Annotated in this window: 13 protein-coding genes; 3 read left to right on the top strand and 10 right to left on the bottom strand. The window is 48.8% G+C overall.

From position 1 onward, the window contains the following. Positions 1-67: 67 nt before the first annotated feature. Both MA2_RS04355 and MA2_RS04350 read right to left on the bottom strand, forming a co-directional pair. Positions 68-1483: a nicotinate phosphoribosyltransferase gene (locus MA2_RS04355; protein ID WP_067057096.1), complete on the bottom strand. Its 1416-nt coding sequence runs from the start codon at positions 1481-1483 to the stop codon at positions 68-70. A 107-nt stretch (positions 1484-1590) separates the two neighbouring features. Continuing rightward, positions 1591-2700, bottom strand: coding sequence for a bifunctional nicotinamide-nucleotide adenylyltransferase/Nudix hydroxylase (locus tag MA2_RS04350; protein WP_067057092.1), 1110 nt, complete (start codon positions 2698-2700; stop codon positions 1591-1593). Positions 2701-2994: 294 nt separating this feature from the next. Here MA2_RS04350 and nfuA point away from each other — a divergent pair, with 294 nt between their 5' ends. Then, on the top strand, positions 2995-3639 hold the full coding sequence (gene nfuA, locus MA2_RS04345; RefSeq protein WP_067057089.1) for a Fe-S biogenesis protein NfuA: 645 nt from the start codon (positions 2995-2997) through the stop codon (positions 3637-3639). Between the two features lie 424 nt (positions 3640-4063). Here nfuA and MA2_RS04340 read toward each other — a convergent pair whose 3' ends face one another. The 5 genes from MA2_RS04340 to metX form a co-directional block, all read right to left on the bottom strand. Further along, the gene (locus MA2_RS04340) at positions 4064-4675 is read right to left on the bottom strand and encodes a tetratricopeptide repeat protein (RefSeq protein WP_079351962.1); all 612 of its coding nucleotides are present in this window, start codon (positions 4673-4675) and stop codon (positions 4064-4066) included. A 310-nt stretch (positions 4676-4985) separates the two neighbouring features. After that, positions 4986-5594, bottom strand: coding sequence for a methionine biosynthesis protein MetW (metW, locus tag MA2_RS04335; RefSeq protein WP_067057085.1), 609 nt, complete (start codon positions 5592-5594; stop codon positions 4986-4988). Positions 5595-5702: 108 nt separating this feature from the next. Next, positions 5703-6029: a hypothetical protein gene (locus MA2_RS04330; RefSeq protein WP_067057083.1), complete on the bottom strand. Its 327-nt coding sequence runs from the start codon at positions 6027-6029 to the stop codon at positions 5703-5705. Further along, complete coding sequence (gene dcm, locus MA2_RS04325; RefSeq protein ID WP_373279750.1) at positions 6004-6462, bottom strand: DNA (cytosine-5-)-methyltransferase; 459 nt, start codon at positions 6460-6462, stop codon at positions 6004-6006. Before dcm ends, MA2_RS04330 begins: the two co-directional genes overlap by 26 nt. A 37-nt stretch (positions 6463-6499) precedes the next feature. Beyond that, positions 6500-7708, bottom strand: coding sequence for a homoserine O-succinyltransferase MetX (metX, locus tag MA2_RS04320; RefSeq protein WP_373279751.1), 1209 nt, complete (start codon positions 7706-7708; stop codon positions 6500-6502). A gap of 408 nt (positions 7709-8116) precedes the next feature. Between metX and hemH the strand changes: the two genes are divergently transcribed. Then, the gene (hemH, locus tag MA2_RS04315; RefSeq protein WP_067057077.1) at positions 8117-9139 is read left to right on the top strand and encodes a ferrochelatase; all 1023 of its coding nucleotides are present in this window, start codon (positions 8117-8119) and stop codon (positions 9137-9139) included. Positions 9140-9182: 43 nt separating this feature from the next. Continuing rightward, complete coding sequence (locus MA2_RS04310) at positions 9183-9548, top strand: glutaredoxin family protein (RefSeq protein ID WP_067057073.1); 366 nt, start codon at positions 9183-9185, stop codon at positions 9546-9548. Positions 9549-9680: 132 nt separating this feature from the next. On the opposite strand, the gene MA2_RS04305 is transcribed toward MA2_RS04310, so the two are convergent. The 3 genes from MA2_RS04305 to MA2_RS04295 all read right to left on the bottom strand — a co-directional run bounded on the left by MA2_RS04305 (position 9681) and on the right by MA2_RS04295 (position 12366). After that, a complete protein-coding gene (locus MA2_RS04305) occupies positions 9681-10679 on the bottom strand; it encodes a MetQ/NlpA family ABC transporter substrate-binding protein (protein WP_079351971.1) in 999 nt (332 codons plus the stop codon). 111 nt (positions 10680-10790) lie between these two features. Next, complete coding sequence (locus tag MA2_RS04300; protein WP_067057069.1) at positions 10791-11486, bottom strand: methionine ABC transporter permease; 696 nt, start codon at positions 11484-11486, stop codon at positions 10791-10793. A 139-nt stretch (positions 11487-11625) separates the two neighbouring features. Beyond that, entirely contained in the window at positions 11626-12366 is a 741-nt protein-coding gene (locus MA2_RS04295) for a methionine ABC transporter ATP-binding protein (RefSeq protein WP_067057376.1), read from the bottom strand. Between the last annotated feature and the right edge of the window lie 116 nt (positions 12367-12482).

The following is a 12482-nucleotide window of genomic DNA, read 5'->3' as shown; positions in this document are numbered from 1 at the left end:
CGTTATTAGCCGCTAGTCTTTTAGCCAAAATCAGCATTGTAAAACAATGCTGAAAAATACCCAAAATCTACAGCCCGAGCCCTGCTGCCGCGCGTTGGCGAATTTGCGTCAAATGATCATCAATCAACAGCTCGCCATCGCGAAAAACATCACGCAGCAGATTATCGCGTCCGTTTAACTCATCCTCACGCACCGTTGCCAGTTTGGTATTCTCTGATCGCACCAATGCCAAACGTCCGCGCTTGCTGCGCTTGTTGACACTGGTAATTGGGTCTTTGTACACATCTTGCCATTGCCCTGCAATGCACGCGCTGCTGGCTTTCATAGCAAAGCCTAGTGTGTCACGATTGACCTGTTGCAACAGCCCACCGCCCATACCAAACGTGACATTGTCGCTGCTAAAGCCTGCCGCCAATATCGCATCGATGACGTGGGCAAGACTGGTTGTGCTGATTCCATCGCCTTGAATCACACGGATATAATCGGGTAAGACCTTGTAGCCCTTGTGGTTGGTGCGTATGCCGAATTTTGCACCCAGTCGTTGTAGCAGCTCACGCACCACCTTGACAGGGTCGCCGCTGTCGGGACGCACCACCAACGTGCCACCCATCTGCTCAACTTGTCCTTTAAGCGTACCACCCCAAATCTCATCGATGGCGTGCCACAAATCATAGTTGTCACTAACCACCGAAAATAGCCGCCCCTCGCCGCCAAACTGTGCCACCATGTTGGCATACGCGTCCGCCTCGTGTTCGCGCCCCCATGCCGTCATCGTGCTGTGCTCTGCAGCAGGAATCGAAAACCCAGCCAGCTCTTGATCCATACCATACCAACGGCTTGCCCCGACCAACGCCGCCAAATTGTCCGTACCAGCAAAATTGACCAAATGCCCAAGCCCACCCAGCGCAGCCGACTCTTGGCTTGACACCCCACGCGCACCAAAATCGTGTAGCTTAAACGCCAAACTATCCAGATTATCCGCCGATTTTTGCAACCCCTCGACGATGATTTGCTTGCAGCGATATGACAAACTTGCCACGGTACTGGGGTACCACACCGCGCGCAGCAATGCCGTCTCGAGATAGCTGGTTAGCCAAAAAAACTCGGCATCGGTATTGACGACTTGACACAGCACTTGGCTGGTTGGCACCACGCTGCCCTCGGCCACCGCTTGAATACGCAGCGGCAAATAGCCACCGTGCTTAGCCAGCAGCCGTTGCCAACCCTCAGCAAAAAACGGCAAACCATGCGCCGTTAGCATAACGCGTGCTTCATCAATATCGGCTTGGCGAAACGGGCGGCACAGATATTCTTTGATAAACGCTTGTAGCCCAAAAAACACCACATCGGCAAAGCTGCCACCGCGCGCTTCGATATAGCTTGAAACATATTCGGTTTGTGGTGGGTACTGTAGCCAATGCGAGGCCTTGTAGCTATCGGCGTTTAGGATAAGATTGTTCAGATTTTGGCTAAATACTGACATAGATGACCTTGAATAACGATTGTAAAATCAATACGTTAAAAAAAGCTAGATTGACTGGTTAATGTTTAAGTGATGTTTGAAAAAAACTTGGCATAGCCACCGCAAGCTTATAGCCCAACCATTTTACAAATAATCGCGTAATGATCTTCAAACAGCTTGTCCGCGCGTAGCTGCGCCAACGGCAACCAAAACGCGCGTTTGGCATCGTCGCTACCCTTGACCGCAGGCAAGCCTTTGGGGTCATTTTTAAGCACAAAATAAAATGCTTGGGTAATCGTGCGCCCACGCGCCGAACGATACGGGTCATCAAACGTATGTTGGCTATGACGTGAGCCGCGCAGCACCGCTTCGGGCACTTTAAGGCGCGTTTCCTCGCGCAGCTCGCGGATACAAGCATCAAACAGCGTCTCTTTGGGATTGATAAAGCCGCCTGGCAACGCCCACAGCCCTTGTCCTGGCATACCGCGCCGCTCAACCAACAAGATATGCCCCGATTGCACCACCACCGCATCAACGGTCATAAACGTCGGCGGATATGGCGCGTCTTGCCATTGTTTTTTGTATTTATCAATAAAGCCTGCTTCTTCATGCAACTGCTTGTATTCAGGCGTTTTTTTAAAGGCTTTCATCACCTTGGCGGTGGAAGCAGGCACCAAGTCGAGCAGTGGATCTGCGCCCAACAAATAGCCCTCGCGCAGCGGTGTGGCGGACAATTCGCGATAATTTGCCACCGCCACCGATTGCCAGTTGGGAAATAGTGACAAATAATACGACGAGCTGTCCTTAGAATGCCCAATCAAGCCAATATTGGCATCAAGCGTGCCCGTTACCGATTGCACGCACGCTTGTACGTATTGCAGCCAGCGCGTGTCGTTGTATAGCGCGTCAGGCAAGCCAACGCAATGAATGCGCTTAGCATCCGCCTTGTCATACGCACCCAAAATCATCTGCTCACGCTCAGCAAAACTAAAACTATTGCGCGTGCTGCGCGGCAAATTTGCCGACCCAATCAGCACAATCACGTGTTGGGCAAGCTGTAGCGCGGCATCGATCACCGACTGATGCCCCAGATGAAACGGCTGAAACCGTCCGATAAACACCAAATAATCAAACGGATAGCCGCCGCTATTTGTAGCACTGTTATTTGTAGTACTGTTATTTACAGTACTGTGCTTGGAATGATCTTTTGATGGGTTAGCAGAAGCGGATTTTGGCATAACGCAAACTCCTTGCGTAAAATCATGCGCCTGTTGTTGCGTCTATCGCAAAAGGCACAAAAAAAATAAGCAGATGAATTTAGACCAATGAGCGACACGCGCCATGCACGGTCAGCCAATGCCAACTTATCATGCCAAATTTTACCAAAAAAGCAAGCGTGATTTTGTTGAGAATGCACAGTGCCAACCTTATGTTAGCAAGACTCACCAGCCAAAGCGACCAACCAAAATCCCGAGTATTTTACTCAAGTTTATGCTATACTTTAGCAAATGATTGATCACAGGTAACCGACCATGACCGATACCGCCGCCCAAGCGCACAGCCAAACCAACGAGCTAACCAGCAATATCCAAATCACCGAATCTGCCCAAGGCTACTTGACCGAACTGCTTGCCAAACAAAACACCGATGGCATCGGTGTGCGGATTTTTGTTGAGCACGCAGGCACGCCACGCGCCGAATGCTGCATGGCATACAGCCAGCCTGATGAGCACAACCCTGAGGATCTGCAAATCGCTTATCCCAATTTCACCGCTTACATTGACCGCCCGTCAATTCCATATCTGCAAGATGCGGTGATTGACTACAACAAAGACCGTTTTGGTGGGCAACTGACCTTTCGCGCGCCCAATTCAAAAGTGCCAAAATTGGGCGAAAATGCCAGCTTAGAAGAACGTATCAACTACGTACTTGCGTCAGAAATCAACCCCAATCTAGCGGCGCATGGTGGGCATGTGCAGTTGGTTGATTTGCTTGAGCAAGAAGGCGTGGGAACCACAGCGGTGCTAAAATTTGGCGGCGGCTGTCAGGGCTGTTCAGCGGTGGATATGACCTTGCGCCAAGGTGTTGAAGTCACCCTCAAGCAACAAATTCCTGAGCTCACCCAAGTGATTGACGAAACCGACCACAGCTATACCGCCAATGCGTTTTATCGCTAAGCATGACAGCTAGTGTTGACTTCCTCCCCTCCCTAAAGTGAGGGGATTCCTTCTGCAAGACGGTGAAGCCCCACCGCAAACCTAAGACAATGGCAACCGCCCGTACGACACACCGTACATCTTAGGTTCTTATTTTAAGCTAATCCTACCGTTAGGATTGTCACAGACACGAATTAGCTTAAGTGTGTGTTTGGAAACGTCTTACCAGTTAAGTTACTGCGTACTCGCAATTTAGTCTTAACTTAACTGTGGAATGTAAGACATTGAATATAGTGAGATGAGTATAGCAAAACTCATCGCATTTAACAATTGCCTTATATCCACCGCCTGAAGTCGCAGGTTTACGGCAACGAATGATAAAAAAAATCCCGCCTACGGACAGTGGGATTTTTTAGTTATCTAAAATGTCGATTTGTTAAAACGCCTATTTGGCCTGAAACCAAGAATCTGCTAGACGGCGCGCGTTGGCAATATCTTGCGAGCTTAGATTCAATGCCAATTGCCCGATTTTACTTTGTGCACGGCTGCGTACTTCGTTAGACAACATACCATCACGCGAGGCAAGGTCATACCACTTGTACGCATCGACCATTTTACGCTCTTTTTCATCGAGCATGGCAAGTGTGTAGCTAGCACGGTTATCACCCAATTTGGCAGCTTTTTCTAGCCAGTAGCGTGCTTGTTGAGCGTTTGGCGCAACACCTTCACCGCGGATATACATCATCGCTAGGTTAAGCTGGGCAGGTGCGATGTTTTGGCGGGCAGCGATGGTATACCATTGGATGGCTTGTTGAAAATTTTGTACGACACCTTGCCCTTTTTGCAAGCGTTTTGCCAAGAAAAATTGCGCCTGCTGGTCACCTTGCTGCGCGCTTGCCATCAACTGACCAATCGGCATGATATCAAAGCGTGATTTATCAAGCGGTACGTTAGAGATGAGCTCAGCGTGTGCGGTTGTGCTGATACTAAGGGCTGGTGCACCTACAATGGTTAAGGTAAGCGCGGCACGTTTGGCAAATTGGGCTAGGGTATTCATAGATTACTCCGACGTTACAACGCGATGGGGCACAAGTTGGCGCAAGCGTTCGGTCGTTGTGTTCGTGTGAAAGGCAATACGATTAGGTATTAACAAAAGTTAAAGTGGCAGAATATCAAGCCTGCCTAAAATCTGCGCTTAGGGTAACATCGTTTACTACACGTTGCAAACCATTGGGTTACATTGTCATAAATTCTTACAATATTTCACGTATTTTTTGCTCTAGGCGACAGTAAATGTCGTCATATGCTTGACAAAATTTTGGCAAATCTATTTATTAGACTTGCTTATTTATCAAACGCTTACATATCTACCGTTTGGTCACCCGATACACCGCCACATCTGCCAACAAATTGGGATATTTGCGGATCACTTGCGCGGCTGCCCACGCATAGGGGCGCGAATGCTCCTGCACAGCAAAACGGTTTAAAATGCGGATATCATGATCAACGCAAAGCTGCTCAAAGTCTTTAAATGTGCATAGATGAATGTTTGGCGTGTCATACCACTGATACGGCAAGGCTTCAGACATGGGCATCATGCCTTTGATGCCCAAATGAATGCGGTTTTGCCAATGCGCAAAGTTGGGAAACGTGACAATCACCTGCCGCCCAACGCGCAGCATATCAAGCAGTAGTTGGTCGGGTGCTTTGACGGCTTGCAAGGCGCGCGCCATCACCACCGTGTCAAAGCGATTGTCGGCAAAGCGTGCCAACCCGTCGTTGAGGTCTTGCTCAATCACGTTCACGCCGTTGGCGATACAGTCGATGATTTTGTCTTGGTCAATCTCAATGCCGTAGCCTTCTATACCCAATGCGCGCTGCAAATGCGCCAGCAGTGAGCCATCGCCGCAGCCCAAATCCAGCACCTGCGAGCGCGGGGTAATCCATTGTTCGGCAAGTTGGTGGTCAATTTTCATCGCTAACCTTATGATTTTGCTAATGCTTGTAATGTGGCTAAAGTTAAATCTTTACACGAATAGATGTTAGCTATATTTTGCCAATCTACATTGCTGTGATAAATTTCGTCAGCAATAATCGTCAGCAATAAATAGGTAAATTCCATGATTGACGATTGCGTTGGCTTTTTCGACCGTCAAATCCGTGCCCAATGTTACCTCAATCATCACATCAATCGGAGACATTTGGGCGGTTTTGATAAATTGCTTGTAACGTTCGCGCAGGGTTCTTTTTGCACCAATGCCATAAGTTTTGCCATCTAGCTCAAAAAACAAGTCAAATTCGGTAGAGCTATCTACCTTATTATGAGTCTTAAGCAAAGTACTTTCAGCAATTCCTATTTGCAGCAGCACCGATTTAATGCGTTTTTCATAAAAAGGTATTGCCTTTGTCATGGTTTTTAAAGCCTTTGACATTTTCTAAAAAAATTAATTTTGGGCGATGATATTGTGCAATACGCGCCACATCAAAAAATAATGTGCCGCGCGTATCGTCAAAGCCTTTGCGTAATCCTGCCACACTAAATGCTTGACAGGGAAAACCAGCCAAAATGATATCATGGGATGGAATATCTTTGGCCTCAATTTGGGTGATGTCGCCATGGGGCAATTCACCATAATTAGCGTGATAAGTTTGGCAGGCAAATTTATCCAATTCTGAGGCAAACACAAACGTTAATTTTTCTTTAAAAACTTGCTGAAAGCCCAAACGAATGCCACCAACGCCTGCAAACAGGTCGATGGCTTTAAGTGTAGTGTGAGACGTTTTGCTATCCGCCATAGATGAAGACGACGTATTGTCAAATAGCGTAAGTTGTTTGTAGTGCAATAGTTTACCTTGGTGTGTTGTCAAAACTTAAGTAAAATTAGTTGGTCAAAAAATTCGCCAACGCGCGCCGATACAGCGGAATATCAAACAAAAACGAATCATGCCCATATGGCGCATCGACGTTGAGATAACTTACTGCCTTGTGACTGGCAAGTAGCGCATCAACGATTTCTTGCGAACGCGCAGGCGTAAAACGCCAATCGGTGGTAAACGATACGATAAAAAACCGACACTGTGTGCCGCTCAATGCTTGCATCAAAGCGCGTTGTTCGGCGGTATGCATATCGCTGCCGTCATCATTGTCAGCTGGCGTACGAGCCTGTGCCAAAAATGGCTGGGCAGGATCAAAATAATCCAACGCCTTGGTCATCAGCAAGTAGGTATTGGCATCAAAGCGTTCACTAAAGCGTTCGCCTTGATAGCGCAGGTAGCTTTCGACCTCAAATTCCACATCAAAATTAAAGTTTAATTGTCCTGTTTTGAGGTCACGCCCAAATTTAACGCGCATCGCCTCATCGGTCAAATAGGTGATATGCCCAACCATCCGCGCCAAAATCAAGCCGCGTTTTGGCGTTTTGCCGTATTCCAAATACCGTCCTGCGCAAAAATCAGGATCGGATAAAATCGACTGCCGTGCAACCTCATTAAAGGCGATATTTTGCGCTGATAGCTTGGGCGTACTGGCAATGACCACGCAGCGTTTGAGGCGTGTTGGGTAGTCAATCGACCATTGCAATGCCTGCATACCGCCCATCGAGCCGCCGACTACCGCATGCCACACGTCAACACCAAGTCGGTCTGCCAACATAGCTTGGGTTTTGACCCAGTCTTTGACCGTCACCAGCGGAAAATCTGCGCCATATGGCTTGCCTGTGTCGGGGTTGGTACTGGTGGGGCCTGTTGAACCATAGCAGCTACCGATATTATTGAGGCACACCACAAAAAACTTATCAGTATCCATCGGCTTGCCTGGACCAATAAACACATCCCACCAACCAGGTTTTTTGTCGGTCGTGCTGTGGTAGCCTGCTGCATGATGGCTACCCGACAGTGCATGACAAACCAAAATCGCGTTGGATTTGTCGGCATTGAGTGTGCCATACGTCTCAATCACCAATTCAAAAAACGGCAACGTGCGTTGGCATTGCAACGTCAAAGGCGCGTCAAAACGCAACGTCTGCGGCACCACGATACCCACCGAGCCACGGTCTTGCTTGGGGTGCACGTCATCATCAGGGTGCGGCACACTGGGCAAGGCGTTGGGGTGACTTGGTGGTTGAAAATTTGAGGATGAAGTGTTCACACGGGCTCTTTTGCTTGGCAGTGGATGATTTTACGCTGTGGTTTAAGATTATCATGCTAAACGCAACATTGTAAGCCGAAGCCCTGCGTATCTCAAGTGTTGTTTAAACGCTAATCTGTCAAATAAACAACGTATGAGTCAAACATACCCAGTTCGTTAAGCAGTAGAATTGGCTAAAAATTGGGCAACATTTTGGGCAGATGTTTAGGCAAAAAGTTGGCTAAAAGCTGGCTAAAAAAAGTTGAGTAAATAAGGTACAATGCCCAGCCATGACCAAGCGTTTTGCTAGTACGATGTGCTATAACCGCAACGCCCACTAAATAGAGAAAAGTTCGTATTACTATGGTTACGATGCCTGCCAAACCTGTCCCGACTTATCAGCCCAATCCCACCATTGCCGTATTGTTGGTCAATTTGGGTACGCCCGATGCGCCCACCGTGCCAGCCGTGCGTCAGTACTTGCGCCAGTTTTTATCCGACACGCGCGTGATTGAAGTACCCAAGCTGGTTTGGGCGATTATTTTAAACTTATTTATCCTCACCACGCGTCCTAAACGCGTCGCTCATGCTTATGCCAGCGTGTGGGATGACGACTCACCATTGCGCCAAATCGCCTATATGCAAGCGGATTTACTACAGCAACGCCTTGATCAACAGGATTTTGGCGTACCTGTCAAGGTTGAGCTTGCCATGACGTATGGCAAGCCTGCGCTGACTGACGCATTGCACAACCTCAAGGCACAAGGTATTGAGCGCGTCGTCGTGCTGCCTGCTTATCCGCAATATTCTGCCAGCACCACCGCAGCGGTGTTTGACGTGATTGCCAAATACGGCTTAAAGGCGCGTGACTTGCCTGCGCTGAGCTTTGTCAAAGACTACTACAACCATCCGCTGTATATCGCCGCGCTTGCCGATAGTGTGCGCCGCTACCAAGCCGAACACGGACAGGCACAAAAACTGCTGTTTAGCTTTCACGGTATCCCCAAACCCTACGCCGACAAAGGCGACCCGTACCCCGAACGCTGCAAAATCACAGCACATGCGGTTGCTGCCAAGCTTGGGCTAACAGATGAGCAATGGGCATACAGTTTTCAATCACGCTTTGGACTGCAAGAATGGGTTAAGCCCTACACCGATGAGTTACTGACCGAGTGGGGTAAGGCAAATCTTGCTTCCGTGCAAATTCTAAGCCCTGCATTTTCCGCCGATTGCCTAGAAACATTAGAAGAATTGGCAGTTGAAAATAAAAACACCTTTCAAGAAAATGGCGGTGGTGAGTACGGCTATATCCCTGCGCTCAATACCGACCCAATACACATTGACTTATTCACTGCGTTGGTGCTGCCACACGTGCAAGCATGGGCAACCACATAACATCTAAGAGCTTGCGATGATTAAAGGTTTACAAGGAAAATTCATGGGTAAAACTACCGCCAGTTTGGCATTGGGTCTTGCCTTGGCAGCGTGCTCTGTCCATGCTGAAATCAGCCACAGCAACGTCACACTCGGGCAATTGGCGCAAAGCGTTAAACCCAAAGACGTCACGATCTATACCATGCTAAATTGCGGCTACTGCCAACAAGCCAAACGTTGGCTAACCGCCAATCGTTTTGCGTTCACAGAATGTGACATCAGCGCGCGGGTATCATGTGAGCGTGAATTCAACACGCTGCATGGCGATGGTGTGCCATTGCTGGTTGTCAAACGTGGCGGTAAGCAGTACATCATGGATGAAGGCTTTGATGCCGCTGAGTTTTTATCATTCGTTGCCGCAGCCCCGTGACTTTATGCGCAAGCGCGCAGGATAAAGCCGACGAAAAAAAAAGCATTGGCTAGATGGGCAAATGCTTTTTTTGGGTTCACACGGTTTTTTGCTCAAAACCGCGTGATTAAAGCAAGGCGGTCAAACAACGTGTTACGGCGCGTTGCTGGCAACTACTGTGGCAGGCGCATTGCTGGCAGTGGCTGTATTTTCGCCCCAAATCGCAGGATATTTGTAACCAGGAAAGGTTTGGTGAGCATACTGTTTGAATGCGTCTGAATTGTACGCATTGGTCACATCACGTACCCATGGCGCGTTTTTGTCTTGTTGGCGCACCGCTGCCCAGTTTACGTAAGCGTAGCTTGGTTCTTGGTACAAAGCGTCGATCAGCTTGATGCCTGAACTGGTCGCGTAATTACCATTGATAACAGCAAAATCAACATCTTGGCGTGAGCGTGGCAGCTGTGCGGCTTCTAGCTCAACCAATTTGATATTTTGAGGATTTTCGGCGATATCGGCTTTGCTGGCGGTCAAAGGGTCGATGTTGTCTTTGAGTTTTACCCAGCCCAATTCGTTGAGCATGACCAACGCGCGCGCAAAGTTACTTGGATCATTGGGTACCGCCACACTCATACCGTCTTTGGCTTGGTCAAGCGCGGTAAGTTTGCCGCTATATAGCCCAAGTGGTGCAGTCGGCACTTGGAACACTTCAACCAAATCAAGGTTGTGCTGTTTTTTAAACTCGTCTAAATAAGGCTTGTGCTGAAACACGTTGATATCAATATCACCGTCTGCCAATGCTTGGTTAGGGCGTACATAATCAGAAAATTCAACCAATTTTACCTTATAGCCTTGTTGCTCAAGCTGTGGCTCGATGCTGCCTTTGACCATATCACCAAAGTCGCCCACCGTCGTACCGATGATAATTTGTGGCTTGTTGGGGTCAGGCGTGCCAGTGTTGGCATTTGCCGCGGTCGCGTTGTTTGTGTTGACATCAGAGGCGGTCGCTTGGCTGGCAAGCGCGCTTGCAGTTTGGCTATCAGGCGTTGCGGTGGTTGTTTCGGGGGTTTTGTTACAGCCAAACAATGCCAAACTTGCTACACTGATTAGACCAATCTGTGCCAAACGGCGTGTGGATTGGGTTGGGTTCATGAGTTGCATAAAAGATCCTTTTCAATGACTTACCGTGAAATCAAAAAACTCACACTATAAATCGGTGCTTTATTAAACGCATCAAGATCAAACGTCGCAGGGTCAAACATATCAACGCTTGTCTAATTTTGCCGCCAACAGGTTGCCAACGGTTTGAATCACCACCACCATCAGCACCAATAAAATCACCATAAAAATCATCACATCATTTTGGTAGCGGTTGTAGCCATAGCGAATCGCCAAATCGCCAAGTCCACCGCCACCAATCATACCTGCCGCTGCGCTGTACGACAACAGGCTGATCATCAGCGTGGTCGCACTGAGCACCAAACTTGCCCGTGATTCATTGAGCAACACATGGCGCACGATTGTCCAATGGCTTGCACCCATCGCTTGCGCTGCCTCAATGACTCCACGCGGCACATCGCGTAGGTTTTGCTCAACCAACCGCGCAAAATAAAACAGCCCTGCTAGGCTCAACGCCACCGACGCGGCAACTGGACCAATCGTCGTACCTGCAAGCAAGCGCGTTAGCGGAATTAGCACAATCATCAAAATCACAAACGGAAACGCGCGAATCAAGTTGGTCAATCCGCCCAACGCTGTGTACGCACCTGCGCGTTCAGCCAGTTGGTTTTTGCTGGTCATAAACAACGCCACCCCAACCAACAGGCCGCCGATAATCGATACGGCACTAGAGATACCAAGCATCACCAAGGTCTCCCAAAATGCTTGCCAAATCTCATCACGCATTGCCCAAAGGTTTGCGCTGGCGGTTTGCCATGCCTGTTGAAGTGTGTCTGTCATACCAAGGTCATACCCAACGTATCTTACATGCCTAGCATGTCTTGCGTTTTTAGTGGCTTAACGTTTACTGCATTTAGATTAAGCAAGCGGTGGTTGGCAAAATGCTTTTGCGCGCTGGTTGGCTCAATTTTGCCAAACTTTATAAATCCTCATAAACCAACGATTGCCCAAGTGCGGTTGTCGCCAAAATCTGCCCGTCACGCACGTCGCTGATTTCTACCACATGCCCTTGCTCAAGCAGCGCGACACGGTGGCACAATTTACGAATTACCGACATTTCATGGGTGACAATAACAATCGTCACGCCAAACGTTTGGTTAATCTGCTGCAAGCAGTCAAGCACATTGCGTGTGGTGGCAGGGTCAAGCGCAGAGGTCGGCTCATCTGCCAATATCACCCGTGGGCGTGGTGCCAAGGCGCGTGCGATACCTGCGCGTTGTTTTTGTCCGCCCGATAATTGCGCAGGATAGTGGCGCGCGCGATCGGCAAGCCCGACGATTTGCAAACATTCAGCCACCCGTGGTGCGATATCAGCGTGTTGCCAACCTGCCACCTGCAAGGCAAACGCTACATTTTGTTCCACAGTGCGATTTGCCATCAGGTTAAACTGCTGAAACACCATGCCGATGTTTTGTCGTGCATGGCGCAAGGCTTTGCCATCAAACTGGGTCAAATCTTGCCCATCAACCACCACCGCGCCGCTATCAGGGCGTTCAAGCAGATTAATCAGCCGTAGCAGTGTTGATTTGCCTGCACCAGAATAACCCATCAAGCCAAAAATTTCGCCTTGGGCAATCGTCAGCGAGGTGGGCGCAACGGCGGTAAACCAATCGCCATTTTGCCCAACAAATCGCTTACTCACGCCATCTAAGACAATCATCGGTGCCTCACGCTCGTTATGTGCTGCCAAAACGGTTGATACCTGCCAATCCAAAAAGCCAATTTTGCCAAAAGGTGCAAATTTTAACACAACTTAAACCGATCGCATAATGTTAG

Source organism: Moraxella atlantae NBRC 14588 (genome assembly GCF_001591265.1).
Classification (GTDB): Bacteria; Pseudomonadota; Gammaproteobacteria; order Pseudomonadales; family Moraxellaceae; genus Faucicola; species Faucicola atlantae.
Note: the sequence above shows the minus strand (reverse complement) of the source record. Positions and strands in the feature narration are given on the sequence as shown.

Excerpts from the sequence above, each read along its gene's own strand:
- MA2_RS04330 (WP_067057083.1), bottom strand. The coding sequence starts at position 6,029 with ATGACAAAGGCAATACCTTTTTATGAAAAACGCATTAAATCGGTGCTG.
- MA2_RS04310 (WP_067057073.1), top strand. The coding sequence starts at position 9,183 with ATGGGTAAAACTACCGCCAGTTTGGCATTGGGTCTTGCCTTGGCAGCG.
- MA2_RS04355 (WP_067057096.1), bottom strand. The coding sequence starts at position 1,483 with ATGTCAGTATTTAGCCAAAATCTGAACAATCTTATCCTAAACGCCGAT.
- nfuA (WP_067057089.1), top strand. The coding sequence starts at position 2,995 with ATGACCGATACCGCCGCCCAAGCGCACAGCCAAACCAACGAGCTAACC.
- metW (WP_067057085.1), bottom strand. The coding sequence starts at position 5,594 with ATGAAAATTGACCACCAACTTGCCGAACAATGGATTACCCCGCGCTCG.
- hemH (WP_067057077.1), top strand. The coding sequence starts at position 8,117 with ATGCCTGCCAAACCTGTCCCGACTTATCAGCCCAATCCCACCATTGCC.
- MA2_RS04305 (WP_079351971.1), bottom strand. The coding sequence starts at position 10,679 with ATGAACCCAACCCAATCCACACGCCGTTTGGCACAGATTGGTCTAATC.
- MA2_RS04340 (WP_079351962.1), bottom strand. The coding sequence starts at position 4,675 with ATGAATACCCTAGCCCAATTTGCCAAACGTGCCGCGCTTACCTTAACC.
- MA2_RS04300 (WP_067057069.1), bottom strand. The coding sequence starts at position 11,486 with ATGACAGACACACTTCAACAGGCATGGCAAACCGCCAGCGCAAACCTT.
- MA2_RS04350 (WP_067057092.1), bottom strand. The coding sequence starts at position 2,700 with ATGCCAAAATCCGCTTCTGCTAACCCATCAAAAGATCATTCCAAGCAC.
- MA2_RS04295 (WP_067057376.1), bottom strand. The coding sequence starts at position 12,366 with ATGATTGTCTTAGATGGCGTGAGTAAGCGATTTGTTGGGCAAAATGGC.